The following is a 25,899-nucleotide window of genomic DNA, read 5'->3' as shown; positions in this document are numbered from 1 at the left end:
GTCAGCTTGCCTCCTGCTCGCCCTGGCGCAGCAGCTGGGCGAGACGTTTTCGCGCGCGCGCGAGGCGCGACATCACGGTGCCGATCGGGACGCCGACGACATCGCTGATCTCCTTGTACGACAACTCCTCGATTTCGCGCAGCACGATGACCTCGCGGAATTCCTCCGGCAGCGTGCCGACCGCGCGATTGATTGCGGCGCGGTCGGATGCTTCGATCGCCGCGCCGTCGGTGGGATCCGCGTCGCTGGCAATCGGCTGCACATGATCGATCGGTAACTCGCGCTGATTTGACTTGCGGCGGCGATGCCACGTGTGGCAGCAGTTGCGAACGATCGACAACAGCCACGCGCGCGCGTCACCTTCGCGAAATCCGTCGAAGTGCCGAAGCGCGCGCAACGCCGCGTCCTGCACGACGTCTTGCGCGTCGTGCTCGTCGCGAAGGAGATAGCGAGCTAGAGTGTACGCATCGTCCAAGTAGGGCAGGACGATGCGCTCGAACCGTTCGACGTCCGCTTGTGCCATGAAATGGTCGCTGGATCCAGGCTGCTGCCGGGATTGGATCCCCGGCTGCCTAAGACCAAACTCACCAACGATCCGGTTTATTCCCGAGTTCCCCGAATTCGCGCTGCCCTATGTCAGCGCCAGATATTCGTGCACGAGCCGGACCGCCATGGCGCCCTCGCCCACGGCCGACGCCACGCGGTTCATCGCGCCGGCGCGAAGATCGCCCGCGGCGAATACACCAGGGGATGTCGTCTCGAGCGGAAGCGGCTCGCGCGCTTCCTTCCACGTGCGCGCGAAGCCCTCGCAGGACAGCGCCTCGCGCCCGGTCACCACGAACCCCTTGGCGTCGCGCAGCACTTCTGCCGGCAGCCATTCGCTGTGCGGACGCGTACCGATGAAGACGAACACCGCGTGCATTTCCTCGACCGCGGTCGATTCATCGTGTACCGACTTGAGCACGACGCGTTCGAGTCGTTCGGTTCCCTCGACGCGCTCCAACTCAGTGCGCGGCCGAAGCTGAATGTTCGGCGTCGCCGCGATCTGGTCGATCAGGTACCGCGACATCGTGTCCTCGAGCCCTTCGCGCCGAACCGCGATGTGCACTTCGCTCGCATAACGCGACAGGTGCATCGCCGCCTGACCAGCGGAATTCCCGCCGCCAATGACCAGCACGCGCTTGTCCTTGCATGCTGTGGCTTCGGTCGTTGCGGCTCCGTAGTACACGCCAGCTCCGGCATGCTCCGGAACGCCGTGCGCCTCGTGTTCGCGATATACCATGCCGGTCGTCGCGACCATCGCTTTCGCGACAATCTCGCGCCCGTCGCTCAGCTTCAGCTTCTTGTAACCGCCCTCGATCGCCAGGCTGACGACTTCCACCGGCGTGATGAACTCGGCGCCGAGTCGCGTGGCTTGCGCCACGGCGCGACGTGTGAGCTCGCTGCCGCTCACTCCAGTCGGAAAGCCGAGGTAGTTCTCGATGCGCGAGCTTGTTCCCGCCTGTCCGCCCGGCGAGTGTCGATCGAGCAAGAGAGTGCGCAGTCCCTCGGACGACGCATAGACCGCCGCGGCGAGTCCCGCTGGTCCCGCACCGACGATGACGAGATCATAGAGGTCGTGCGTCGCCGTCGTCGGGCGACCGAGGCTCTGGGCCACCTCGACCAGCGACGGGTTTCGCAGCACCTCACCGCTCTCGAGAAACAGCGCGGGCAATTCCGCCGGGAGCACGCCGCCAGCATCGAGCAGCGTGCGTGCGCTTTCGTCGCGCGACGCGTCGAGCCACTCGTAGGGAATGAGGTTGCTCGCGAGAAAATCTTTCACCGCGTGCGAGCGCGGCGACCACTGATGGCCCACGAGCCGAAGGCCGGCGTGCTCGCGCGGACGCGCCCCCTGCCAGTCGTCGAGCTGTTCGTCGAGCACGGGGAAAAGATGCTCTTCCGGCGGATCCCACGGCTTTGACAGATAGTGATCGAGGTGCGCTTCATTGATCGCGCGTACCGCTGCGTCGATGTCGGAGTACGCGGTCAACAGCACGCGTCGCGCGATCGGATAGATCGTGCGCGCCTCAGCCAACAGTTCGACGCCGAGCATGCCGGGCATGCGTTGGTCGCTGACGATGAGCGCCACCGCGTCGCCTCGCGCCTTCAGCTCGCGCACAGTCGACAGAGCTTCGTGCCCGGAGTTGGCTCCCATCACCGTGTACGTCTCGCGATAGCGCGTGCGCACGTCGCGTCGCACCGCTGCGAGCACCTGCGGATCATCGTCGACGACGAGAATGACTGGTTTACTCATCGCGTGACTCCGTCGCGCCGAACGTCGACGAGCGGGAGTGTGACTTCAAACTGTGTGCGACCAGGATCCGACAACACTTTGATGACTCCATCATTGTGACGCACGAGCCGGCGAACCGCGTCGAGTCCGAGTCCGAGTCCCGAACCAACCGGCTTCGTGGTGAAAAACGCCTCGAAGATTCGCTCGCGCAGCTCGGGCGGAATTCCTGGACCGTCGTCGACGACGCGCACCACGACCGACCCCTGTTCGTGTTTTGCCGTCACGTCGACTCGACCCGCTTCACTCACTGCATCGAGCGCGTTGTCGATCAGGTTGACCCAGATCTGATTCAACTCGCCGGCAAAGCCGCGAACCGCAGGAAGGTTCGGATCGATCGATACCGATACGCTCACCGATTTCGACTGCGCCTTGTCTCGAAGAATCGCGAGCGTCGCGGTCAGCCCTTCGGCGAGACTCACCGGTTCTGCGAGCAGCGCCTGATCCATCCGTGCAAACTTCTTTACCTGCCCAACGAGCTCTGAAATTCGTGTTCCCGCCTGCTCGATTTCCTTGGCCATGCGGCGCACGGTGCTTCCTTCGGCGATCCAGCGAACCGCCGCGTCGAGTTTGGCCGGGTCGATTGCCCGCGCCAATTCATCGAGCGCATCGATGGTGATCGCCGAGCCGGCGAGCGAATCGGCCGTGGACTCGGCCAAGCCATGATCGGCCAGCCAATCCGAGAGTTCGCTCTCGTGTGTCGCTTCCTCGATGGGTGACCGAACGCGACTCAACGCCGCCGTGGCCGCGGCGCGCGTGGCTTCGATTGCTTCGAGTTCGGCAGTGGAGAGCGCAGCTTGGCCGAGTTCACGAGAGCTTTGCTCGATGCCCGCGAGATGGTCGCCGAGGAGCCGAGCGCTGCGTGCGACCGCCGACGCGGGGTTGTTCAACTCGTGCGACAGTCCAGCGGCGAGTTTCCCGAGCGAAACCATGCGCTCGTTCTGCGATTCAGTGTGGCTGAACTCGCGCGCGCGATCGACCATGACGTGTACCAGGATCGTCGTGATCTCGTGGCACTCGCGCGTCATTTCCTGCAGACAATCTCGCGAGACGAAGCACCACTCTGACGGCTCTTCAGCGATCATGTTTCCCGGCGACGCCTTCATCCGGGAATACGGCAGCATGCCGCTGATGTCGCCTGCGTTCCACGCGAGCATTCGCTGTGGGCCCGCGCCGCGGTCGACGTAGATCGCGATGTGGCCAGACAGTACGATCATCAGGCCGGGGACCGGACCCATCGCTTTCGAGTTGATGACGTCGCCGGCCGCTGCACGTCGCAGCTCGCCGTGGCGAACGACCCACTCGAGTTCCTCGCGCGGCACCGCACTCAACATGCGGTGCGACGCGAGGCGTTCGAGTAAACTCTCAGACTCCATCGACTACGGCTTGGGCCAGACGACGCCCTGCTCCTGCGGAACGGAGGTGATGCCCTTGTAACTGAACTTCTGCAGGCGCTTGCCTTCGTACGTCTCGGCCGTGTAGATGTTGCCCTTGGAATCGGTCGCGATGCTGTGCACGGCGAACCACATGCCGGGCTGACGTCCGCCGTCGCCGAACTGCGTAAGGATCTCGAGCGACTGGCGATCCATCACGTACACCTTCTCGTTCTTGCCGTCGGCGAGGAAGATGTATTTCTGCGCTGGGTCCTTCGAGAAGGCGATATCCCATACCGAGCCGTCGCCGCGCGTGGCCGGCTTGATGATCTTCTCCTTCACGAACTTGCCGCTCTTCTCGAAGACCTGAATGCGATCGTTCACGCGGTCGCACACGTACACCAATCCGTCGTTGCTCGGCTCCGCGCAGTGCACTGGATTCCGGAACTGCTGTGCGAGCGGGGCGTCGGGGTTGTACGGGCCGAGGTTCGAGTCGGACGGTACGTGGCCGTACGCGCCCCAGAAGCGCTTGATGCGCCCCGTGTTCATGTCGAGCACGGCGACGCGCTTGTTGCCGTAGCCGTCAGCGACGAATGCTTCGTTCGCTTTGAGATCGAAGGTGATCTTGGCGACGCGACCGAAGTGCGTCGTGTCGTTACTCGCGGTCGGCTGACCGGGAACTCCGATCTGCTGCAGGAAGTGGCCGTCGTGCGTGAACTTGAGAATATGTGAATCGCCCGCGCCGTTGCCGCCGATCCACACGTTACCCTTGTTGTCCACTGCGACGCCGTGATTCGACAGCGGCCAGACGTACTGCTTGTCGGCCGGCGGACCGCCCCACGCCGCAACCATATTGCCCGCAGGATCGAACTCGAGCACCGGCGGAGCAGGGACGCAACACTCACTCAGCTTTGGGTTCGCGACCGCGCCAATCTCGGCGGTCGAATCGAACGTGTCGTTGCGATGCACGATGAAGACATGGTCGCGATCATCGACGCCAACGCCAATGACGTTGCCGAGCACCCAGTGGTTCGGCAACGGCTTGGGCCACTGTGGATCGACCTCGAAGCGCGGTGCCGTCACGTTATGAATTCGAGCGCTCGCCTCCAGCGCTCGCTGTCCAATCGCTAGCGCACCGATGGCAACCAAGAGCGCCGAGATGCGAACGATATAACCGTTACGAGTCATGGCTTCGCGCTCCCCGCTTTGGCGGCCGCACGCGGCCACGCAGCGCCAGCGTTCGGGACGACGGCACCAATGCCCTTGAATGTGAACTTCTGCACGCGCTTGCCCTCGTACGTTTCGCCCGTGTAGATGTTGCCCTTGGAGTCGGTCGCGATGCTGTGAACCGCGTAGAACTCGCCAGGCTGCCGCCCGCCGTCGCCGAGCGTGGAGATCACTTCGAGCGTGGCGCGATCGAGTACCCAGATTCTCATGTTCATGCCGTCCGCGACGTACAGATACTTCTGCGCCGGATCAGCGGAGAACGCGACGTCCCACACTGAGCCGTCGCCGAGCGTGGCGGAGCCGACTGCCTTTTCCTTCACGAACGAACCGTCCTTCTTGAAGACCTGGATTCGGTCGTTCGAGCGGTCGCAGACATACACCATGCCGTCCTTGCTCACATCGGCGCATGCTACAAAGCCGAACTGCGCCGCGGACGGAGCACTCGCGGAATAAGCAGCCGGCTTTGCGTCGTCGGGCTTGTTGCCGTTCGCGCCCCACACACGCTTGATCGCGCCGGTGGTCATGTCGATCACCGCGACGCGACGATTGCGCGAGCCGTCGGCGACGAATGCCTCGTTGGAATTGGCGTCGAACGAAATGTTCGTTGGCCCGCCAAATGTCTCGAGACTCGCGTTGTTCGGCGGAAGTGCAGGAGCACCGCCACGGCCGCGACCCCCGCGTCCACCAGCACGGCCACCGGCTGCACGACCGCCGCCCGCTGCGGCGGCTGCACCGCGACTCACGCCAGCGTACGCCGTGTCAGGAGCAGCCGCGCCCGATGGAGCCGCCGACGCGACCGCGGTCACCGCCTTGCCGACCTGCATAATGAACTTTCCATCATGAGAAAACTTCAATAGGCGCGTGTCACTGCCGCCGCTGCCGCCGATCCAGACGTCGCCCTTTGGATCGATCGCAATGCCACTCGGCGTCGTTGGCCAGTCGTAGCCGTCGCCCGGACCGCCCCAGTGACCGACGACCGTACCAGCCGCGTCATACTCGAGAACGGCGGGGGCGCCGGTGCAGCATTCGCTCGTCGGCGGGTTTGTGCCCGACCCGATTTCCGTGCGAGCGTTGAAGAAGTCGGGATTGCTCAGAACGAAAATGTGGTCGCGCGCATCCACCGCGACTCCGACCACGGAGCCCAGGATCCATCGGTTCGGCATTGGCTTGGGCCAGAGCATTTCGACTTCGAATTTTGGCCCCGTCGCCGCTGCGGCCTTGGCCGCCGCCGGCTTTGCCTGAGCGAACGCCGAACTGGCCGCCGCGAGTCCCCCTGTCGCTCCAAACAGCAGCTTTCGCCACCGATTCATCGCATCTCTCCTGTAGCGGTCGGAACTCGTCCCCGCGTGTCACACGTTTTCGGCGTGAATACTCGCGCGCCGACGTACCACGCGCAAAGTTTACGTCATGGATAGTCGAACCGTTAGAGCGGCGAGAGGGAAGTGGAACGCAGGACTGGGCATACGTTGGGCGCTGATCCTTGCGCTCGGCCTATTGCTCATTGCGCCGCCGGCAAGTGAGGCGCACGAGATTCCGAAGAGCGTCACCATTCTGGCATTCGTGAAGCCGGCGGGGGATCGCTTGCGGCTGATCGTTCGCGTGCCGCTCGAAGCGATTCGGGACATGGAATTTCCGCTGCGCGGACCGGGATATCTGCGGCTCCCCGAGCTCGCGCCGCTGCTCCCTCAGGCGACCAAGATCTGGATTGCCGACGACGTCCATCTCTACGAGGAAGACACGCGCCTCACCGACGGGCAGATCGTCGCCACGCGTGTGTCGCTGCCGTCCGATCGGTCGTTCGAGAACTACCAGCGCGCCGTGTCGCATTTCGACGAGCCGCCGCTGCCCGCGACGACAGACATTGCCTGGCAGCAGGCGATGCTCGACGTCGAGATCGACTACAAGATCACCTCCGATCAATCGCATTTCTCGATCAATCCGGCGCTCGCCCGTCTTGGGGTACGGACGAACACCGTGCTGCGCTTCGTGCCGCCGAACGGCGCCGAGCGCGCGTTCGAGTACGTCGGCAATCCTGGCCTCGTGCGGCTCGACCCGCGATGGTACCAGGCGGCGCTGGCGTTCGTTCGACTCGGCTTTGAGCATATCCTCGACGGCATCGACCACTTGCTGTTCGTGTTCTGCCTCGTGATTCCGTTCCGGCGGATACGTCCGCTCGTGGCGATCATCACGTCGTTCACCGTCGCGCACTCGATCACGCTCATCGCATCGGCCGCGGGCCTCGCGCCGACTGCCGCGTGGTTTCCGCCGTTGATCGAGGTCCTGATTGCGCTGTCCATTGTATACATGGCGCTCGAGAACATTGTGGGGCCAAAGCTCGAGCGACGCGCACTGATCGCGTTTGGTTTTGGACTCGTGCACGGGTTCGGATTTTCCTTCGCGCTGCGCGAGTCGCTGCAGTTTGCCGGCGCGCACCTCGCCACGTCGCTCGTCGCGTTCAACGTCGGTGTCGAGCTCGGCCAACTATTCGTACTGGCGCTCACCGTTCCAGCGTTGGTGCTTCTCTTCAAGTACGGCGTCAAAGAGCGCATGGGGACGATCATTCTCTCCGCATTCGTGGCGCACACCGCGTGGCACTGGATGTTGGACCGCGGCGCTGTGCTCTCGCAGTACGAGTTTCGTCTGCCCACGATCGACGCGGAATTCGTCGCCGGCGGGATGCGGGCGCTCATGCTGCTGCTTATCGTTGGTGGGGCCGCGTGGGCGATGATCGAGCTGCGTCGGCGTCTGGGGCCACCGCGTGGTCCTCAGGAAATCGGGCCGAGTCTTACGCAAGGAGCGGAGTCGGATCTGTGAGTCATGCCGTCGTTCAATCGCGGTCGCGCTGGACCTTGGCCGTCGCCGCGTGCCTCATCGCCGTCTCAGCCGCTCAGCTGCATGGACAGACTCCGAAACCGGCGGGAAAGCCCGTGCAGTCAGCGTCTGCTACCACCAAGCCGGCCGCGCGGTCGGGCCCGTCGACGTTGAGTGGGATCTATACGACCGACCAGGCCAATCGCGGCAAGAACCTGTACACCGGCACATGTCGGTCCTGTCATTCGCCCACGTCCCACACAGGGGCGACGTTCGCCCAGTGGTGGCGCGGCAAGCCTTTGTCTGATCTATTCACGTTCATCAGCGAGCGCATGCCCAAGAACGACCCGGGCACGTTGGCTCCCGAAGACGTCGCTGATGTCGTAGCGTATCTGCTCAAGATGAACGCAATGCCCGTCGGCAAGGACGAGCTGTACCCGGATGCCGACTCGCTCAAGAAGTTCCGAATCGAAGTGAAGTCCAGCGGCACCTCCACCGCAACGAGGAAGAAGCCATGACGCGACGTTGGCTGACCGGTTGGCCACGCAATCTGGGAATGTCGTTCTTTGCCGGCGCGCTGCTGTCGGGCGCGTTCGTGCTATACGCGAAACAATCGAGTGCAAAACAGGCGGCCGCGCTCGTGCGCGGCAACAAGCCTGGTGAGTGGCGCTACTGGGGCGCCGACGCGTGGAGCTCACGCTACTCCGCGCTCGATCAGATCAATGCGTCGAACTTCGACTCGCTGCAGGTTGCGTGGCGATGGGACGCGTCGAGCTACGGCGACGATGAGTATTATCGCACGACGCCATTGTACGCGAACGGCCGACTGTTCACCGTCGCCACGACTCGCCGCAAGGCATTCGGCGTCGATCCGTCCACGGGCAAGACGCTCTGGGACTGGGGCATCGACGAAGGCATCCGTTGGCAGAAGGCGCCGCGTCAGTTCGCCGGCCGCGGACTCTCCTACTGGACCGACGGCACGAACGAGCGCGTCATCATCGTTACGCCTGGCTACCATCTCGCGATCCTCGATGCGAAGACTGGCAAGGGCGATCCAAAAGTCGGCAAGAATGGCGTCGTCGATCTGATGGAAGGACTCGGATATCCGCTCGTTCCGCTCGCCGTCGACGATACGAATTCGCTCGAAATCAGCGAAGCGTATCCAGCGCGCAAAGCGAAGCCGGGCGAAAAGTGGAACGCCACGACGAAGACTGGCGCAGACGGCACGATGGGCATTGATCCGGCTGCCGGACAAATCGCCAATTCGTCGCCCGCGATCGTCGTCGGCGACGTGATCGTCGTCGGCAACTCGGCGATCCACGGCTACTACCCGCTGCACAAGCACAACATTCCGGGTACGGTGCGCGGCTTCGACATGCACACTGGCAAGCAGCTCTGGAAGTTCAATCTCATTCCGCAGCCGGGTGAGTTCGGCGCGGACACATGGAAGAGCGGTTCCAAGGTCGGCAGCGACGGCGTCGGCAAAAACGACCCGTGGGCGACGTACACCGCCGATCCCGAACTCGGCCTCGTGTATATCCCCGTCGGAATGCCGCTCACCGACGAATACGGCGGTCATCGGCCTGGCGACAATCTGTTTGGCAATTCGATCGTCGCGATCGACGTGAAGACGGGTCTACGCAAGTGGCACTATCAGCTCGTGCACCACGACATCTGGGACTATGACGTGCCGATGGCGCCGAACCTTCTCGACGTGACCGTGAATGGTCGCCCGCGAAAGATCATCGCCTCGACGACGAAGCAGGGTTGGGTGTACACGCTCGATCGCGTCACGGGCGAGCCGATCTGGCCGATCGTCGAGACGCCTGTGTTGCAGAGTGAAGTGCCAGGCGAACAGACGTCGGCCACGCAGCCGATTCCGTCGCGCCCCGCGCCGTATTCGCAACAGGGCATGCTCGAAGCAGACCTCATCGACTACACGCCCGCGATCAAGGACTCGGCGCTCAAGCTCGCGCAGAAGTGCCGCATGGGTCCGTACTTCATTCCCGCATCGCCGGCCGACGGAAAGGGCAAGAACGGCAAGTCGCAATACACCTGCTCATGGTATTCGCCTGGTGCGAGCGGTGGTGTGAACATCGATGGCGGTACCGCAGCCGATCCGGAAACGGGCATGATCTACGTCGGCGGTCAGACGGGCATGAGCACGATCGCGGTGCAGAAGGATCCGTGTTCTGAACTCGACTTCACGTCGCCACACAACAGTTGCGGCAAGCCGGGCGCCGCAGCGCCTCCGGCGGGCTACTCCTCGCCCGCCGCGGCTGAAGGCGGCGGACGCGCCGGCGGTTTCGCGCGCGTCGGCGCTGTCACCACGATCGGCGGCGTGTCGATTCTCAAGCCGAAGGAAATGGGCGGTGTCACCGCGTACGATATGAACACGGGTGACAAGAAGTGGTGGGTGCCGAACGGCAACCTCTGGCGCGAGCAGACCTCCAACGACCCGATGTTTGCCGGCGTGGCCCTGCCGAAGATTCCGGCGGTTGGCGGACAGCCTGAGGTCATTACCACCAAGACGCTGGTGATCAACGGCACCGGCCGTAGCGGCGGTGCGGCAGGCGGTCGTGGGCGCGCTGGCGCTCCTGGCGCCCAGGGTGGCGGTCGTGGTGGCGGAGCTGGCGCGGGTCCGCGCCTCTACGCGTTCGACAAGGCGACCGGCAAGCAGGTGGGTGCAGTGAGCATTCCGGCCGTGAACACCGCGGTGCCAATGACGTTCCTGCACCAGGGCAAACAGTACATCGTGTTTGCTTCGGGAACCGGCGGGCCGTCGGGTCTCATCGCTTTGGCGCTACCGCGAGGCGGCGCGCAGCACTAACACCGGCGCTCAGGCAAGCAACAAAGCCCTCGGCATTTTCGCCGGGGGCTTTTTCGCGCTAGGAAGATTGAGAATCATCCGCGTGAGTCTGCGGTGTTTCTCGCGTCGCTGCCGTTTCCTATTGCTTGACGTACTTCTTCAGCAGCGAGCGATTCTCAAACCCGGGACCGTACGTCGTCGGACCGACCTCAGCGCCCCAGATGTTGCCCTTTGCATCGACCGCGATTCCTTCGGCGGAGCTTGTGTTCGTGGCCTTTGCGACCGGGTCGGGAATGAAATACTTCACCGTTCCGTCCTTCGCGCTGCCGACGCGAATGCCGCGCGTCCATTGACGGTCGCGTCCGTTGCCGACCGACTGTGACTCCGAGTCGGCGACGTAGATGTTGTCGTCTTTGTCGATGAAGATTCCGCTCGGGCGGCTGAACTGGTACCAGGTGTCGAGCAGCTTGCCGTCCTGGTCGAAGATCTTGATCCTGTTGTTGCTCCGGTCGCCGACGAACAGGCGGCCTTTCGAGTCCATCGCCAGCGCGTGCGGCTGGTTGAAGTCGTCGGGGCCTTCTCCGAATGTGCCCCACGCCTTGATGAGTTTTCCGTCTTTCGAGAACTTAAATACGCGCGCCGTGCTGCCCGGCGACGACGCATGTCCCTCCGAAACGAAGATGGTGCCGTTCGGCGCGATGAGGATCGAGTTCGGCTGGAAGAAGAACTCCGGATCTCGCCCACCACCCGCCTTGCCGAGGGTCAGCAGGAGCTTCCCGTCGGGGCTGAACTTGAAAATCTGATGCCCGGTCGTCGGCGCAGGTGGTGGTGGCGCGTCAGCTGCCGGCGCGGCGCCGCCGCGGCCACGGCCGCCACCGCCTGGTGGCGCGCCGTCCACCACCCAGACGTTGCCCTCGCGATCGACGAGAATACCATGAGGAAACACGAGCATGCCGGCGCCGAAGTGCGTCAGCATGTTTCCATTCGCGTCGAACTTCATCACCGGGTCGATCGTCGAACCCACGCAGCTATTCGTGCCACATCGCTCGGCGACCCAGATGCTCTGGCCGTCGCGGTCGATGGCGACGGCGCTCGTCGATCCCCACGGCGCCCGGCCCTGTGGCAGCTTTGCCCAGCCCTCGACCGTTCGATATGGGTTCGGGAGATCATTGATTGGCGCCATGGTCGCTTGTTGCGATGTCGTCGCCTGCGCCATCGCCGGCAAGGACACGGCAATCGTCGCGATCGTCGTGCACACTACGCGCGCGTTCCAACGCATGAGTTGTCTCCGATCCGCTCTAGTGGTGGGCCTAGGCCTTACGGGTGGCTCTTCAACAGCGTGATGTCCTTCAGCTGATCCATGTTGTCGGTCAGCGGCTGTTTGCCGGCGGGAAAGTGATTCTGCGACAGGACGTACGCGAGAATGTCCGCGAGCTGTCCGCGCGGCACGGACTTCGGATTGTCGGGCGGCATCGACGTGTAGACCTTGTCGTACAACTGGTCGAGCGTCAGCCCGTCCCAGTTGGCGAGAAAGGACTTCCCGACGAGTTCCGCGGCCGAATCTGTACCAGCGAGCGCGGGGCCGTGGCACTTGGCGCAGGTGTTCTTGTAGAGCGTGTCGCCGCGCGTTGCCTGCGAATCCGAGTAGACGCTATCCCAGGTCGTGCGTGCAATGCGATGGACGCGTGGCCGGCGCAGGCTAGTTGACGATTCCGCGCGGCGCGGCGCGCTCACGACCACAAGCGCGCCGATCGATGCAACGAGAAGAGCAAGGCGTTTCATCGCAAGAAAATCGCACGACGCACGACGGCCCGCCAGCCGCACTCGGCTCTGAGATCTGAGACCGGAGACTTCAGACCTCAGTCTTGTTCCGGTGACCCGGCACCAGCGTCAGGAATGACGAACAGCTTCGGATCGACATCCGCTGGCGCGATGTTCGTGATCTGCGTCTGCTGCACGACCGTCAGCTTTGGATTCGTGACAGTCGGATCGTTCCCGATGTAGCTGCGAAGGCCCACGACGTCGCCGATGTCGCTGAACGTCGTCGTCGTCACGACCTTGATCGGCGTGCCTTCCAACTGCGACCGAATCGCGCGCAGCTTGAGCGCGTACTCGATGAGCGGTCCATCGCTCGACTGCTCGGCAACGACCAGCGGTTCGAATGGATTCGGAATCGTCGTCGGCAGCGCGGTCGTCCAAATCTCTGTGACGCCATGGGCGGGGAAGCCCTGGTCGCCCCACAGAATCCGATAGTCCGTCGTGATGCGATAGTGCTGCGTCGGACGGCCTTCGATCGCTTCGCCTGCGCCGAGCTTCTCGATGTTGAACTTGACGTCTAGCAGTTCGAGCTGGCTCAGCAGGCCACTGCCAATTCCGCCGCGACCACCTCGGCCGCCACGTCCGCCTCGAGCACCACCGCCTCCGCCGCCCGGAGGGCCACCGCCGCCGCGATTACCGCGGCCGCCAGCTCCGCCACCCGGAGGTCCACCCGCGCCGCCGCCGAACCCGCCGCGGCCTCCGCCTCCGCCGCCCATAATGCGCGACAGCGCCACGACGCCCGGGCCTCCGAGCATGTCGTCGGCCGGCGTGTACCGCGTTGGGTTGGTGTGCTGGACGAACACCTTGCCCGAGTCCACCGAAATCAGGAAGTCGTCTGTCGTGATGCCCTGCGGCGCAGGCGTGTACGCCAGAAACTCGATACGCGAGTGATTCTCGGCGGCGACTCCACGACCGCGCATCACCTCGTCGTCCTGACCGCGCGGCGCGTCGCCAGCGAAGATGCGCGTCGAGGCCGACACCCGGAACGCCAAGCCAGGAACGTGGCGCCACGTTGGCCGCAGCGCGGCCACAGAGGCTATGAGAGCGGCAGTCATTCCAGCGGCCACAACGGCGCGAACGATGCGATGGGTAACGTGATGTTTCTTTACCGACACAAAGTCTCCGATCCTCGTGAAAACGTCTCTCCTTCTATACGGCGGCGCGAAGGCGAACGTTCGCCGGCCCGAGTCTCAAGTTCGAGCTCGGACCGGTCGATCCTCATAGAACGAGGCTCTGTCCGCCCGTGTCGGTCGACACCCGTCCCCTGGTCCCATGATCGCATTCGGCCCGAGTCACGCCATGTCCGTAGCTGACGACGCCGTGCGCGGACCGCGCGTCCTGGTGGTGGACGACGACCCGGCCATTTGCGAGGCGTACGTCGAGATCCTATCGCTCAACGGTTTTGCGGTCTCGACCGCCGGCAGCCGCATCGATGCCCTGGCCCAGATCGATCGAATGGACGGGAACGTCGACGTCCTGGTCCTCGACATCAGCCTTCCCGACACCGACGGCGCCGACCTCGCCCGTGAAATCGCCGAGCGCATTGGCCACCGTCCGACGCTCTACGTCAGCGGCTGGACGGAGGAGTTCTGGAACCTCGCAGACGCGCCAGGAAAATGGCGCGTCATGCGAAAGCCGATTCCAATTCCAGAACTGATCAAGACAGTCGAGTGGCTCGCTAAGCGTTAGTTAGTCCGCTCGCAGCGCGGAAATCGGATCCACCGTCGCTGCGCGACGCGCAGGAATCCAACTCGCCGCGAACGCTGCCGCGCTTAGTACCGCGATGATGCTCACGTACGTGATCGGATCACTCGGTGTGAGATCGAACAACATCGTCCGCAGCACTCGCGTGCACGCGAACGCGCCAACCAAACCGATGGCCGCGCCAAGCGACACGAGTCCGAGTCCTTCCCCAACGACTTGGCGACGCACACGCCGCGCGTCGGCACCCAGCGCCATTCGAATACCGATTTCGCGCGTGCGTGCCGCAACCACGAGCGACATCACGCCATAGATCCCAACCGCAGCGAGCGATAGCGCGGTCGCCGCGAAGAGACCAAGCAATACCGCGCTGAATCGAGCCTGTGAGGTTGCCGTGGCGGCGCGCGCGCTCATCGTCCGAACGTCGTACACGGGATACAGCGGCGCTACGTCGTGGAGCGCGCGCCGGACGTCAGGCAGCACCGCCGTCGGTTCAGTATTCGTTCGTAAGAAAATCATCATCCTCCCGCTTGGCGACTGATAGTACGGGAGATACACGTCTGGCTTCGCCACCGAATCGGCATTCTGACGCACGTCGCCGACGACGCCGATCACTTCGGCTCCTTTGTCGAAGCCGCCCTGCAGTACGCCAACGCGCTTGCCGATCGGATCTTCGTTGGGCCAGAAGCTTCGCGCGGCGGCTTCGTTGACGATCACGACATTTGGCGCGCCGGCGCGGTCAGCGAGCGTGAACAGACGTCCGCGCTTGAATGGAATGCGCATCGTCGAGAACCACGTCGGCGTTGCCCAGTGTACGCCGATGTTCGGCATCGCCGGTATTTCTACGTGTGGTCGATCCATCAGGTCGATCTTGGTTCCGTTGCAGCCGCCGTCGAGCGGCGCGCAATTCACGAGAGATGCGTCGGCCACACCGGGTACGGCGCGCAGGTGGTCCAGCATCTCTGTGTAGAACGCGGGCATCGAGTCGCGTGCCATCCCGCCCGGCGGAATCGTGAGCCGCAGTGTGAGGACGTTGTGCGGATCGAAACCCGGATTGATCGCCAGCAATTTCCCGAGGCTGCGCAACATGAGTCCGGAGCCGGCGAGAAGAATGACCGCCAGCGCGACTTCCGCCACGACGAGCATTCGTCGCGCCGATGGCATGCGTTTACGACGCTCGGTAACACCGTCCTTCATTGCAGTCGCGAGCGACTCACGCGTTGCGTGAAGCGCGGGCACGAGGCCGAACAGCAGACCCACGACGAGTGCGATTCCAAACGTGAAGGCCAGCGCCGTCCAGTCGAGACTCACCGATGACAACGTGACCGCGCCGAGACCTCCGCGAACCTGACCGGGCGCATTCACGAGCGGGTTGATCGCGCTCAGCGCGCGCGTTCCCGCCCAGGCAACGCCGATACTGGCCGTTCCACCGATGAGCGCGAGCAACGCACTCTCGGTGAGCATCAGACGAACGAGTCGCCCGCGCCCGGCGCCGATCGCCAAGCGGACCGCGATCTCTCGGCGGCGCGCACTGGCTCGGCCGAGCAGGAGATTCGCGACGTTGACGCACGCGATCAACAGCACGAAGCCGACGGCGCCGAAGAGGATGAACAGCGAACGCCGGATGATTGGCGTGACGCGTGTGCTGTTCAGCGGCTGTGCCTTGGCTCCCCACGCACCGATGGAGTTGTCGTTCGGATACGCGTCGTTCACCCGCTTGCCGAGGATCCGTACCTCCGCGGCTGCTTGCTCGACGCTCACACCGCTGCGGCGGCGCGCCACGAGCGAGAACTGGTGCCCCTGCGGTTCGGTCAGATCCTGCGCTGGCCGAGCCGTGATCGGAACGAACAGATCCGCGCGTCCGGTCAGTCCCTGGAAGCCGATTGGCGCGATGCCAATGATGGTATACGGTTCGCGATCGAGGTCGATCGTCTTACCGATGATGTCTGGGTCCGCATTGAAGCGGCGCGTCCACAATCCCGTCGTGAGGATTGCCTGGCGAGGCGCTCCTGCTTGTGCGTCGATGCCGCGATCGAAGTCGACGCCGCGCGACGGCGTCATGCCTAACGTTCGAAAGTAGGTCGCCCCAGTCGCTTCGCCACGAATGATCTCTACCTCGCCGCTCGTAGCGGTGTACTGCTGCGCTTGGTACAATGAGAGATCGCTGAACGATCGCTGCGCGTCTCGAAGGACCGTGAATTTGGGATACGACCAGACCATGTCGTCGTTCGGACCGCGCGTCCCATTCGCCGGTGTGACCATCGAGACCTTCATGAGTTCGGCCGGCCGAGCGAAGGGCAGGGAGCGAAGCAGCAGTACGTTTACCGCGCTGAAGATCGACGTCGTTGCCCCTATGCCGATGGCGAGCGTGAAGACGGCGACGATGGTGAACGCCGGGCGCCGGATCAGTCCTCGCGCCGCGTACCGGATGTCCTGTGCGAAGGACTCGAGTCGTTCATCGAATTGCATGTGTCGCTCCCGGACTTCAGCGGAATTGTGGAGTTGGTTGCGAACCTCTTCGACACTGGCGCCGAGTCGGCGTAGCGCCTCGGTACGCGCGTCGGCGGGGGACATTCCCTGTGCGATGAAGTGCTCGATGCGCGACGCGAAGAGCGTTTCGAGCTCGGCGTCGACGTCGGCGTGAAGCGCGCGGTCGTCGCGCGCCGGGAGCCGAAACAGGCGTCGAACGCCCGGCCGGAAATCGGCGTCGCTCATCGCTCGATCCGTTTGGCGGCGAGCACCGTCGTTAGCGCGTCGAAGTGGTCGACGAGCCGTTCGGATTCGGCGCGGAGATGGGTCCGGCCCGTGGTCGTGAGCTTATAGTATCGCGCTCGCCGGCCGTTCTTCGTCACACCCCACTCGGCGGCGATGAGCTTGCGCTCCTCCATCCGGTGGAGCGCTTGGAGCAGCGCCGCGTCGTCGACCTGGAGCCGTCGTGACGATCGCTCCTCGAGCCACGTCGTAATCTCGAAGGCGTGCATCGGCGTCCAGGACAGCGTTTTGAGCACAAGCACGTCGAGCGTGCCTTTCAGCAGGGCCATCGTCCGGTCTCCTCCTCGGGTCTACCCTTAGACACTACCCCCAACAAAAGGGTTGTCTCGGGCCTCCGCCAGGTCGGGGCAGGCCGGCGCCGCCAGTTTTGCGTGCGATTGCGCGACCGGGCATATTTCCACCAGCCGACGACTGGGTCGTTCCAGTCGGGCCTTTCCCGAGGAATTTCATGGCAAAGATCAACGAGACTGAATGGATCTGGCGCGACGGCGAATTTGTTCGCTGGGCCGATGCCACCGTTCACGTCCTCTGTCACTCCCTGCAGTACGGATCGTCGGCGTTCGAGGGCATTCGAGCCTATAACACGCCTCGCGGCCCGGCCGTCTTCCGGCTCGAGGACCATCTCCAGCGGCTGCTCGACTCCGCCCGCATCTACCGGATGGACATGAAGTACTCGCTCGACGAATTGGTCGCGGCCACCTGCGAACTGATCGAGCGCAACAACCTCGATGCCTGCTACGTCCGCCCGATGGTTCTGCGCGGCTACGGCGCGTCGAGCATGGTGCCGTTCGACAGTCCGGTCGAGGTCTTCATCCCGTGCTGGCCCTGGGGTGCGTACCTCGGTGACGGCGCGCTAGAGAATGGCGTCGACGCGTGTGTCTCGAGTTGGCACCGCGTTGCGCCGAACACGATTCCATCGATGGCGAAGATGGCTGGCAACTATCTGAGCGGCCAGCTGGTCAAGATGGAAGCGCTGCGCAACGGCTTCTCGGAAGGCATCGCGCTCAGCCCAGACGGTATGGTGAGCGAAGGCTCCGGCCAGAACGTCTTCCTCGTGCACAACGGCACGATCTACACGTCGACGCTCAACGGCACGCTGCTCAACGGAATCACGCGCAACACGATTCTCACGTTGGCGCGCGATGGCGGCTTCCCGGTTCGTGAGCAGGACTTGCCTCGCGAGATGCTCTACACCGCCGACGAGGTGTTCCTCACCGGAACAGCGTCCGAAGTGACACCTGTACGCAGTGTCGATCGTATTCAGATTGGGAACGGCAAACGTGGGCCGATCACGACCCAGATCCAGCAGCGGTTCCTCGATCTCGTGCACGGCAAGGGTGACGATCCGTATGGGTGGCTCACGTACGTCCAGGCCGAGCGCGCGGCAAAGCAGTCGGTTTAGCACTACACGCGCGGGCACGCTTCACGCAGGCATCCGTTGGCTCACGGTTCGTCCGGAGCCAACGGATGCCTGACGAGTTTTCCCCCGATCTCGCAGCACTCGAGTCCGACTATCGTGTCGAGACCGAGCTCCGCCACTCGAAGCGGTCGCGCACCTTCCTCGCGCGACACCTCGGGCTGAATCGCGACGTCACCATCCAGGTGCTCGGCGCGCCTCGCAACGACCACGACAACTCGCTGACGCTGTTTGCGTCGGACGCGCGGACACTCAGCGTGATCCGTCATCCGACTGTCGTTCCTGTGCTCGAGTCGCGTTGGCTTGGCGGCAACTTTGCCGTGATTCGCCCGCGCGTTCGCGGGTTGGTGCTCGATGAGGTCGTCACTGCCGAGGGGCCGCTGACGGCGTCGCGCGCAGCAGGCGTACTGGAGCAGGTGTCGTCGGCGGTGGCGTGGGCGCGCGACAACGGAATCGTTCACCGCGCGCTGCCGGGCGACGCCGTACGCTTTCAACAGGGCAGCGGACGCGTATTGGTCGAGCTCGAGTTCTCGCCGCTCGGCTCTGGCGGCGGCGTTCCGGACGCGTGCGACGATGCGCGAACCATCGGCAAGCTCGCCTTCGAAATGTTGTCGGGCCGACGGGCCGACGACGCCGAGGGCGGCCCGCTCGCCGAAGTGCGTCCCGATCTGTCGCCGCGTGTGATTCGCGAACTGAGCGCGATGATGAACTGCGATCGGCGTGGAGCCGTGCCCGATCCACAGACGCTCATCAGTCATCTCAAAGAGATTCCGGACTCGAGTTTCGTTGCCAGGCCGCCTCGCCGTGAGACGCCACCGCGCGTGGTTGCCGACGCTCCCATTCCCAGACCGACGGACACGCCCGAGAAAGGACGTATGGGTTTTGGCGCGCGCCTGGTGATTCTCGCGGTGATCTCCACGGCGGTTGGCGCTGCTGGGACGCTCGTATACCAACGCGAACCGCAGCCACCGCCCACGGTAGTACCGAAAGCAACAACGCAGACGACGAGCTCCGCCGGAGAAGTGTCCCGTATGCGACCAGGTGCCGCGCCGATCTCGCAACCCGCCGTGAAGCCCGAGACTCTGCCGCCATCTACTCCGCTCGTGCAACCGCCGGCGACTCGTCGTCACGAACCTTTGCGCGGCGCGCCGCCTGCCACGCTCCCCAAGCAATCGCCTGGCACCACGGATTCGTCCAAGCCGGCTGACGTGTCGACACCAGGTGCCGCGTCAATCGTTGACGCATGCGAATCGTCGGACGCCGAGGATCAACATGCGTGTCTCGTCGCGTCGATCGAGCGAGGTGACAAGCCGATGAACGCTGTGTATGAGCGGCTCATCGCGGCGCTGCGGCGCCAAGCGAAGGCGCAGATCACCGATCCGGATCCAGCGACGGTCGTTCAGCTGAAGTTGGCGCAGCACAGTTGGCTCGGCGCGCGCGACATCGAGTGTCGCGACGTTGGCGATGGTCAGCAGTACGCCCACGAGCGCGCGCAATGTTATGCTGACGAGGCGGAGCGACGAACGCGCGAGCTACAGCATCAACTCGAGAGTCTTTCCTAGCGTTTCTTTCTCGCGATCACTTCCAAAACGCCGGGCGTGATCATGCGCATACGTTCGGACGTCGTGATCGCGCGCATCTCGAGCGCCATCTCCGCACCCCGCGATGCATCGATTGCACCGAGGTCGACGAGGCGTGTGAGGCCGACGTCCATGAACGAGGTCGGCCACTGCCACATGTAGTCTCGCGGCGTGATCACGAAGATGAGCGGCTTTACCGACTCGATCTCGAAGTCCAGCTCCTCGAGCCACCGTGGAATCTCGGCGCCGATATCCGGTTCGCCGCCACTTCGCCGCCAGTTGCCGATCGTCGCCGTCACGAACTCCTCGAACATCGCGGAGCGGGGAAGCGTGCGCCACGACGCGTAGTCGAAGTATTCGTGCGACACGAACACGCCGCCCGGCTTGAGCGCACGTGCAACGCGCGTCAGCAGGTCGCGCGGACGAAGGACGAACGCCAGCACCCAGCGGCACCATGCGGCGTTGGCGGAGCTGGGCGTGAACGAGAGTTCGTCCAGATCCGACTCAACCGCATTCACATTCTCTAAACCGCGCGCTTGGCGCCTGGCGTCGAGCGTGTCGAGAAAGCGGCGTGAGCGATCCACAGCGTGAATGTGCCCTGTGGGCCCGACGAGCTCCGCGAGGTCGAGCGTGGCGTACCCCGGCCCGCAGCCAACATCGATGATTGTCTGGCCAACGTTGAAACCTGCTCGTTGCCACGCGGCGAGAGCATGCGGACGCCACACGTTGTGTTGAAGCCCGAGTCGTGCGATCTCGTCGTCGTGTGTGCCGAGGACGTAGTCGCGATCAGGTGTCGTCGTCATCGTTCGCGAAAGGTCGCGGCGCTTTGCCGTCGTCGCAATGCGCCGAAACGACAACAGGCGGCGTGCTGAGCACGCCGCCTGTTGCATTGAAACAGCTGAGCCGCGAAAACCTCAGGCCTTATTGTCCGAGCACGCGGTCCAGTGCGGGTTGTTCGTTTCCGGCTGCGACGGAACGAGCGTAACGTCGGTGCCGTACGTGCCGCCCTTGAAGTACGCACCCGTCGGGAAGACCGTCTCGATGCCACGGCCGTACTGACGGATGAGCCGGCGCATGTCGCCCAACCGGTGTGCCGTCGTATACATCCAGAACGCGCGCTCGCGGAACAGCATGTCCTGACGGGTTGTCGCTGAGCCAGGATCCGTGAGTGGCGCGAGACCCGCCACCGTCGTGCGTGCGGCATTCAGCGTCGCGAGGAAGGCCGCGGTGTTACCCGCTGCCAACTGCGCTTCGGCTTCGAACATTCGTGCTTCGATGCCGCTGGCGACGACGACGTTCGAGTTGAGCGTCGGATATTGATTCATCGCCGGAGTCGGCGTCCCGTCTTGTCCTCGTCCGACCTTCGTGCCGTCGACCTTGATGCGCGGATCCTTCGACGAGACGTAGTCGAGGCCCGTGCCGCCTTCCTTGTCCGACGCGCCGAAGTTCTTCGTCGAGTTCATCCAATCATAGATGGCGTTCACGACGCCGGTCGTCAGCGTCGAGAAAAGCGTCGTCGACGTAAAGCTCGTCGGCACTTCGCCAACAAGGGCCGCTGCCGCTGCCGTGTTCGCCGCCAAGGTCGCCGGTGTGGCCTGATCGATCAGCGTGCGTCCTTTGCCGACCAGCGCGAAGTTGCGGATCGGGCCGTTTGTCGTTCCGGCCAAGGTGAGCGCCGAGTCGAACTGCGCGATCGCCGCGCTATAGAGCTGGGCGGTGGAGAACGTTTGCGTCGTGATCGTCACGTCACTCAGACCATCCCACAACGGAATGCCGTTGCAATAATGCTCAGCGGCAATCGTCAGCACGTAGCCGAGGTTCGCGTGGAGCTGCGCGAGCTGAGCAGGTCCACCGCTCGCCGGCGGGAACTGCACGATCAGGCGGATGGCGCGCACGGTACGAGCGTACGTGTTGCCGACCTGCACCCACGAGTCGATCGGGAAATTGTTGAAGTTGATGTTGCGGTTGTCGATCGATTCCGTCCCCGCGCGTGCGGAGAAGATTTCGTCGGCAAGGAGACCGCCGGTGAGGTTGAGTCCGAGCGGCGAGCTGCCGCCACGGTCGCCGCCGATGAGGCGCGAGAAGTCACCCACCGAGGCCGTGTAGTATGACTGTCCACCGGCGATGCTCTGCGTGTTGCCCGGATCGACGATATCGGGAGTCTGCACATCGAGCAACCGGTCATGGACGTTGCTGCAGGCCCCAAGCCCGAGCGCACCCAACAGCGGGAGCGCTCCAAGGGCGAGAAGGTGCCGTCTGAGTTTCATGATCATGTCTCGTCTGAGTTCGTGAATGGTCAGAACGCGAAGTTCAGGCGGGCGATCCAGTAGCGAATCGCGGGCGGCGTTCCAAGGTCATCATTGCCGTTTGCTTGGCGGTTGGCTTCCGGATCGATTCCCGGATACTTCGTCCAGAGCGTGGCCAGGTTGCGGCCGCTGAAGACGAGCTGCGTGCTCCGTCCGTGCAGGTAGCGGTTGACGAACGAACTCGGCGCGTCGAATGCGACCGAGACCTCACGAAGCTTGATGAAGTCGTTCTGCTGGAACAGACCGTAGCGCGTATTGCGAAGTGCACCGGTTGCTGCGGCCACGGCTGCGGCCTGGTCATCGAGCGGGCTGCCGGCAACGTTGATCGTGGCGCAGTTTGCCGCCGACACGCAACGGTTCGAGCCGATCGTATACGAGTTCCAGAACTTGCCGCGGTAGTCCATCAACGCGTTGAGGTGAACCCGGTTGTTGAACAGACCGAAGTTGTTCGACAGTGCGGCTTCGTATTCCGGCAACGTCGAGCCCTTGTACTTGTCCGAGTCGGCAAGGGTGATCTCGCTGGGCACGATCACTCCGTCGCCGTTCGCATCCTTGTACGTGTACGGACGATCCCACAGACCGAACAGCGGATAGCCGACGGCGTTACGCGAGCCCTGCGTCAACGGCAGTTGCACGCTACCGATGGTCACGAGCTTGTTCTTGACGTGCGACCCGCTCAAGCGCGTGTTCCACGAGAGCAGATTGTTGTTGAGCATACTCGCATCAATCGCGAGCTCGTAGCCCTTGTTGTCGACGCGGGCGAGGTTAACCCACTGAGATCCCGCTCCTGTGCCGGACGACGGCGGTAGCGGCATCTGGTAGAGTTCGTTCTTCGCAATCTTCGCGAAGTACGTGAACTCGACGTTCACGCGATCCTTCAGCATGCCGAGATCGAAGCCGCCTTCGTACTCCGTCGTGACTTCCGGCTTGAGTTCGAGGTTGCCGAGCTGCTGCAGCACGAGACCCGGCGATTCGCCACCAGCGCTCGGATACGTGAGCGTGCTGAGATACGTGATGGCAGCCGTCGTTCCCGGCGGGAGGCCAGCCTGACCGACCGAACCACGGAGGCGGAACTTGTCAGCCAACGCGATCTTCGGGAACCACGACTCATCGGACATGATGTACGACACGTTGGCGCTCGGATAGATCGTGTTCTTCTGTCGCTTACCGAACGCACTGTTCTCGTCAATGCGCGCGCTGACGGTTCCGAACAGCTTGTCCTTGTAGTTCATCTGCTGCTGCGCGAAACCACCGGCCGTTGCGTTCTCGGTCGTGGTCGTGGTCGCGAGGCGCTGCTGCGCCGCGGTCGGCGTCGTTGCGCCGATACCGAGGCCGTAGCCTTCGCCGAACAGTGTGTAGATGCCGCTCTTGAAGAATTGACCGCCGAGCGTCGTCACCGACGTGATCGAGTTGGTGAGGTGGCGCGTGCCCTGGCCGCGAACCGTCGCCGTGTATTGGAGCGAGTTGGTGCGGTTGATGTCGATACCAGAGTAGCCCTGCGACGCGGTCGGACCCCACGCCGAGCCGTTCAGCGTGCCCTGACCCGGCAGCTGCGTCTCGGAGTTGTTCGCATTCGCGTTGTCGACGCCACCCTGCGCGGTGAACTGAATGCCCGCGATGGGCGTCCAGTTGAACGCTGCCGATCCGTTGAAGCGCTCGAGCGTGGTGCGCTGTTGAACGCCGAAAATATCGCCAACGAATTCGCGCGCCGTGCCGTTCGTCGGCGTCACGTATCCAGGCGCCGAGAAGAGCTGGTTGGAAAGACCAGCGAAGAACGTTCCGTCAAACGGCGTCCAGAGATCGCGATCCTGGTAGCCCGTCGTGAGCTCGAGCGTCGCGTTCGGCGTCAGTGCGAACGAAAAATTGCCGCGCAGTGACGTCTGGTGCAGCTGGTTCGGATGGATTTCCTGACCAGCCGGAGCCGTGCCGCGAAGCGCGGTGATGCGGTTGGCTTCGAAGTCCGGCATGTGATACGGGCCGGTTTCGCCGGTGTGATCGGCGCTCACGAAGAAGCGCAGCTTGTCCGAGCCGCCGTTTGCCTGAACACCGATCTGACTCGTTGGGCCGTTGCGGAACGGGTCGGACCTCGCGTCGGTCCACGGATTGTAGACGGTCGCGCTATCGATGATGCACTGCTTCTGCGCCGCAGCCGTGATTGTGCAATGCGGCGGAAGTGCGCCGGCGGCAACTGCAACCGGAACGCCGTTCACGAGGTTGCGACCAAAGCTCCAATAGTTCGCGGGATAGCCGCCAGGCATCTGCGTGATGCCCGACTCGGCGAACGCCGACCAGTTCGTGCTGCCAGCGCGTCCCTTCTTCGTCGTGATGACGATGACACCGTTCGACGCTGCCGTGCCGTACAGCGCGGCGGCCGACGGTCCCTTGATCATGTCGATCGATTCAATCTCTTCGGGGTCGAGCGTCGCGAGTCGGTTGATGCGAACGCCCGAAAGATTTCCCGGCTCGGTCTCGTTGCTGAATCGCGCACCATCGACAACGATGAGCGGTTCGTTCGACAGCGAGAGGGAGCCGACACCGCGAATGCGAATGTTCGGCGAAGAGCCAAGCACACCTTGCGTCTGCACGACTTGCACACCAGCGGCGCGCGCCTGCAGCAACTCGGTCACGTTGGTCACGGGCTGCGTCTTCGTAATCGAATCCGCTTTCACCGATGCCACGGCGTTGCCGATTTCACGACGCGACTGCTCACCCGTTGCCGTCGTGACGATTTCTTCGAGGCGCAGTGCGGCGTGTCCAATCGCGAAGTCCGCGGTGACGTCGCCATCTGCGGGAACGGTAACGAGCTGCGACGTCGGCGAAAAGCCGATGCGCGTCACAGACACGCGAACTTGACCGGCCGGAACACCGCGAATCGTGTACTCACCGTTCGTATCCGTGATTGCACCGAGTCGCGACGTTCCCACCATGACGCTGAGCTGCGCCGCAACGACCGGTTGCCCCGTTTCTTTTTCAGTAACGCGGCCTTTGATGACGCCAGCAAACGACGGCCGCGCGACGATTGTGATTTCCAGTCGTGGAGTCGGCGACGCCAACGCATACGCAGTGGTCGCGGGGATCGCGAGTGGCGGGAGGGCAAACAGCGCAACAGCCGCCGTCCTCCGCTTGACGTGGAACATGCAAGCCTCCGGGAGAAGAACGAGAGAAGTGCGGACTAACATAACGACACGCGCGGGGGCAAACCGGCGACGTGAGCAAAACTCAACACGCGAAAATGGAATGCGCGGACGCGAATGTCTGCTCCGTTATAACTCGGTGATCCAGTTTCTCGTCAACGCAACGGGCCACAAGAAACTCATCGCTGTATTCCACTCCGGTGTACGCTCGCAAATCTTTTTGTCGCGCATCGGGTCAATGTCTGGTGCGATGCGGCCGAGGGCGGTGCCGCGTTCGTGCAACGTGCGAAGTGACAAACCGGCCTGATGCGCGCGAATCGCATACATCATGATTACCAACGCGCGACTGCTGATCTCGCCGCGGAGAAGACGCGCCAGGACGGCCACGCTCTGCCCGAGTCACGTGTGAGCAGACGGCGCTGCTCGTTGACGACGCGATGAGACGCGTATGACGGGAAGTGCGTGCGCACGTGGTCATGGGCGACACTATCGTCGCCCACGCATTCAGAAATCTTCCGGTGAAAATTTCCACCAACGAGATCAGCGGTCTCGGCGGTGCGAACGCTCGTGGCGCTTTTCGCACTCTGCCGCTGACTACTTGGTCAACGGCGGAATCGCGGGA

Annotated in this window: 19 protein-coding genes; 6 read left to right on the top strand and 13 right to left on the bottom strand. The window is 63.6% G+C overall.

Features of this window, described 5'->3' with window-relative positions:
- Position 1: 1 nt before the first annotated feature.
- From AC6H4Z_RS17585 to AC6H4Z_RS17565, 5 genes are all read right to left on the bottom strand, one after another.
- A complete protein-coding gene (locus AC6H4Z_RS17585; RefSeq protein WP_497543266.1) occupies positions 2-523 on the bottom strand; it encodes a sigma-70 family RNA polymerase sigma factor in 522 nt (173 codons plus the stop codon).
- A gap of 108 nt (positions 524-631) precedes the next feature.
- The gene (locus AC6H4Z_RS17580) at positions 632-2,293 is read right to left on the bottom strand and encodes an NAD(P)/FAD-dependent oxidoreductase (protein ID WP_497543265.1); all 1,662 of its coding nucleotides are present in this window, start codon (positions 2,291-2,293) and stop codon (positions 632-634) included.
- Positions 2,290-3,705 (bottom strand): ATP-binding protein, encoded by a 1,416-nt coding sequence (locus tag AC6H4Z_RS17575; protein WP_497543264.1) that lies wholly within the window; start codon positions 3,703-3,705, stop codon positions 2,290-2,292. Before AC6H4Z_RS17575 ends, AC6H4Z_RS17580 begins: the two co-directional genes overlap by 4 nt.
- Before the next feature lie 3 nt (positions 3,706-3,708).
- A complete protein-coding gene (locus AC6H4Z_RS17570; protein ID WP_497543263.1) occupies positions 3,709-4,890 on the bottom strand; it encodes an NHL repeat-containing protein in 1,182 nt (393 codons plus the stop codon).
- Positions 4,887-6,239, bottom strand: a complete 1,353-nt coding sequence (locus tag AC6H4Z_RS17565; protein WP_497543262.1) for an NHL repeat-containing protein — start codon at positions 6,237-6,239, stop codon at positions 4,887-4,889. The genes AC6H4Z_RS17570 and AC6H4Z_RS17565 overlap by 4 nt, the downstream gene beginning before the upstream one ends.
- 97 nt (positions 6,240-6,336) lie before the next feature.
- On the opposite strand from AC6H4Z_RS17565, the gene AC6H4Z_RS17560 reads away from it, so the two are divergent.
- From AC6H4Z_RS17560 to AC6H4Z_RS17550, 3 genes are read left to right on the top strand one after another with little or no spacing between them, the layout of a single operon-like run.
- Positions 6,337-7,743 (top strand): HupE/UreJ family protein, encoded by a 1,407-nt coding sequence (locus AC6H4Z_RS17560; protein WP_497543261.1) that lies wholly within the window; start codon positions 6,337-6,339, stop codon positions 7,741-7,743.
- Positions 7,740-8,258, top strand: a complete 519-nt coding sequence (locus AC6H4Z_RS17555) for a c-type cytochrome (protein WP_497543260.1) — start codon at positions 7,740-7,742, stop codon at positions 8,256-8,258. Before AC6H4Z_RS17560 ends, AC6H4Z_RS17555 begins: the two co-directional genes overlap by 4 nt.
- A complete protein-coding gene (locus tag AC6H4Z_RS17550) occupies positions 8,255-10,570 on the top strand; it encodes an outer membrane protein assembly factor BamB family protein (RefSeq protein WP_497543259.1) in 2,316 nt (771 codons plus the stop codon). The genes AC6H4Z_RS17555 and AC6H4Z_RS17550 overlap by 4 nt, the downstream gene beginning before the upstream one ends.
- A 118-nt stretch (positions 10,571-10,688) precedes the next feature.
- Here AC6H4Z_RS17550 and AC6H4Z_RS17545 read toward each other — a convergent pair whose 3' ends face one another.
- The 3 genes from AC6H4Z_RS17545 to AC6H4Z_RS17535 form a co-directional block, all read right to left on the bottom strand.
- Positions 10,689-11,828 (bottom strand): peptidyl-alpha-hydroxyglycine alpha-amidating lyase family protein, encoded by a 1,140-nt coding sequence (locus AC6H4Z_RS17545; protein ID WP_497543258.1) that lies wholly within the window; start codon positions 11,826-11,828, stop codon positions 10,689-10,691.
- Positions 11,829-11,866: 38 nt separating this feature from the next.
- A complete protein-coding gene (locus tag AC6H4Z_RS17540; protein WP_497543257.1) occupies positions 11,867-12,331 on the bottom strand; it encodes a c-type cytochrome in 465 nt (154 codons plus the stop codon).
- Between the two features lie 77 nt (positions 12,332-12,408).
- Positions 12,409-13,482 carry a hypothetical protein gene (locus tag AC6H4Z_RS17535; protein ID WP_497543256.1) on the bottom strand — a complete coding sequence of 358 codons (1,074 nt, stop codon included), beginning with the start codon at positions 13,480-13,482 and terminating at the stop codon, positions 12,409-12,411.
- Positions 13,483-13,666: 184 nt separating this feature from the next.
- Here AC6H4Z_RS17535 and AC6H4Z_RS17530 point away from each other — a divergent pair, with 184 nt between their 5' ends.
- Positions 13,667-14,056, top strand: coding sequence for a response regulator (locus AC6H4Z_RS17530; protein ID WP_497543255.1), 390 nt, complete (start codon positions 13,667-13,669; stop codon positions 14,054-14,056).
- Here AC6H4Z_RS17530 and AC6H4Z_RS17525 read toward each other — a convergent pair whose 3' ends face one another.
- Both AC6H4Z_RS17525 and AC6H4Z_RS17520 read right to left on the bottom strand, forming a co-directional pair.
- Positions 14,057-16,783, bottom strand: coding sequence for an ABC transporter permease (locus tag AC6H4Z_RS17525; RefSeq protein ID WP_497543254.1), 2,727 nt, complete (start codon positions 16,781-16,783; stop codon positions 14,057-14,059).
- Complete coding sequence (locus AC6H4Z_RS17520; protein WP_497543253.1) at positions 16,780-17,109, bottom strand: PadR family transcriptional regulator; 330 nt, start codon at positions 17,107-17,109, stop codon at positions 16,780-16,782. The genes AC6H4Z_RS17525 and AC6H4Z_RS17520 overlap by 4 nt, the downstream gene beginning before the upstream one ends.
- A 179-nt stretch (positions 17,110-17,288) precedes the next feature.
- Between AC6H4Z_RS17520 and AC6H4Z_RS17515 the strand changes: the two genes are divergently transcribed.
- Entirely contained in the window at positions 17,289-18,242 is a 954-nt protein-coding gene (locus AC6H4Z_RS17515) for a branched-chain amino acid transaminase (protein WP_497543252.1), read from the top strand.
- A 65-nt stretch (positions 18,243-18,307) separates the two neighbouring features.
- Positions 18,308-19,819, top strand: coding sequence for a lysozyme inhibitor LprI family protein (locus AC6H4Z_RS17510; RefSeq protein ID WP_497543251.1), 1,512 nt, complete (start codon positions 18,308-18,310; stop codon positions 19,817-19,819).
- On the opposite strand, the gene AC6H4Z_RS17505 is transcribed toward AC6H4Z_RS17510, so the two are convergent.
- The 3 genes from AC6H4Z_RS17505 to AC6H4Z_RS17495 form a co-directional block, all read right to left on the bottom strand.
- Positions 19,816-20,640: a class I SAM-dependent methyltransferase gene (locus AC6H4Z_RS17505; protein WP_497543250.1), complete on the bottom strand. Its 825-nt coding sequence runs from the start codon at positions 20,638-20,640 to the stop codon at positions 19,816-19,818. The genes AC6H4Z_RS17510 and AC6H4Z_RS17505 overlap by 4 nt on opposite strands.
- A 111-nt stretch (positions 20,641-20,751) precedes the next feature.
- Positions 20,752-22,104 (bottom strand): hypothetical protein, encoded by a 1,353-nt coding sequence (locus tag AC6H4Z_RS17500; protein ID WP_497543249.1) that lies wholly within the window; start codon positions 22,102-22,104, stop codon positions 20,752-20,754.
- A gap of 29 nt (positions 22,105-22,133) precedes the next feature.
- Positions 22,134-25,280, bottom strand: a complete 3,147-nt coding sequence (locus tag AC6H4Z_RS17495) for a SusC/RagA family TonB-linked outer membrane protein (protein WP_497543248.1) — start codon at positions 25,278-25,280, stop codon at positions 22,134-22,136.
- Positions 25,281-25,899 lie beyond the last annotated feature (619 nt).

Source organism: Leucogemmata humicola, assembly GCF_055379415.1.
Note: the sequence above shows the minus strand (reverse complement) of the source record. Positions and strands in the feature narration are given on the sequence as shown.

Coding starts and splice junctions, on each gene's coding strand:
- AC6H4Z_RS17525 (WP_497543254.1), bottom strand. CDS start 16,783: ATGAGCGACGCCGATTTCCGGCCGGGCGTTCGACGCCTGTTTCGGCTC.
- AC6H4Z_RS17585 (WP_497543266.1), bottom strand. CDS start 523: ATGGCACAAGCGGACGTCGAACGGTTCGAGCGCATCGTCCTGCCCTAC.
- AC6H4Z_RS17560 (WP_497543261.1), top strand. CDS start 6,337: ATGGATAGTCGAACCGTTAGAGCGGCGAGAGGGAAGTGGAACGCAGGA.
- AC6H4Z_RS17520 (WP_497543253.1), bottom strand. CDS start 17,109: ATGGCCCTGCTGAAAGGCACGCTCGACGTGCTTGTGCTCAAAACGCTG.
- AC6H4Z_RS17565 (WP_497543262.1), bottom strand. CDS start 6,239: ATGAATCGGTGGCGAAAGCTGCTGTTTGGAGCGACAGGGGGACTCGCG.
- AC6H4Z_RS17545 (WP_497543258.1), bottom strand. CDS start 11,828: ATGCGTTGGAACGCGCGCGTAGTGTGCACGACGATCGCGACGATTGCC.
- AC6H4Z_RS17540 (WP_497543257.1), bottom strand. CDS start 12,331: ATGAAACGCCTTGCTCTTCTCGTTGCATCGATCGGCGCGCTTGTGGTC.
- AC6H4Z_RS17570 (WP_497543263.1), bottom strand. CDS start 4,890: ATGACTCGTAACGGTTATATCGTTCGCATCTCGGCGCTCTTGGTTGCC.
- AC6H4Z_RS17515 (WP_497543252.1), top strand. CDS start 17,289: ATGGCAAAGATCAACGAGACTGAATGGATCTGGCGCGACGGCGAATTT.
- AC6H4Z_RS17500 (WP_497543249.1), bottom strand. CDS start 22,104: ATGAAACTCAGACGGCACCTTCTCGCCCTTGGAGCGCTCCCGCTGTTG.
- AC6H4Z_RS17510 (WP_497543251.1), top strand. CDS start 18,308: ATGCCTGACGAGTTTTCCCCCGATCTCGCAGCACTCGAGTCCGACTAT.
- AC6H4Z_RS17550 (WP_497543259.1), top strand. CDS start 8,255: ATGACGCGACGTTGGCTGACCGGTTGGCCACGCAATCTGGGAATGTCG.
- AC6H4Z_RS17505 (WP_497543250.1), bottom strand. CDS start 20,640: ATGACGACGACACCTGATCGCGACTACGTCCTCGGCACACACGACGAC.
- AC6H4Z_RS17495 (WP_497543248.1), bottom strand. CDS start 25,280: ATGTTCCACGTCAAGCGGAGGACGGCGGCTGTTGCGCTGTTTGCCCTC.
- AC6H4Z_RS17530 (WP_497543255.1), top strand. CDS start 13,667: ATGTCCGTAGCTGACGACGCCGTGCGCGGACCGCGCGTCCTGGTGGTG.
- AC6H4Z_RS17575 (WP_497543264.1), bottom strand. CDS start 3,705: ATGGAGTCTGAGAGTTTACTCGAACGCCTCGCGTCGCACCGCATGTTG.
- AC6H4Z_RS17580 (WP_497543265.1), bottom strand. CDS start 2,293: ATGAGTAAACCAGTCATTCTCGTCGTCGACGATGATCCGCAGGTGCTC.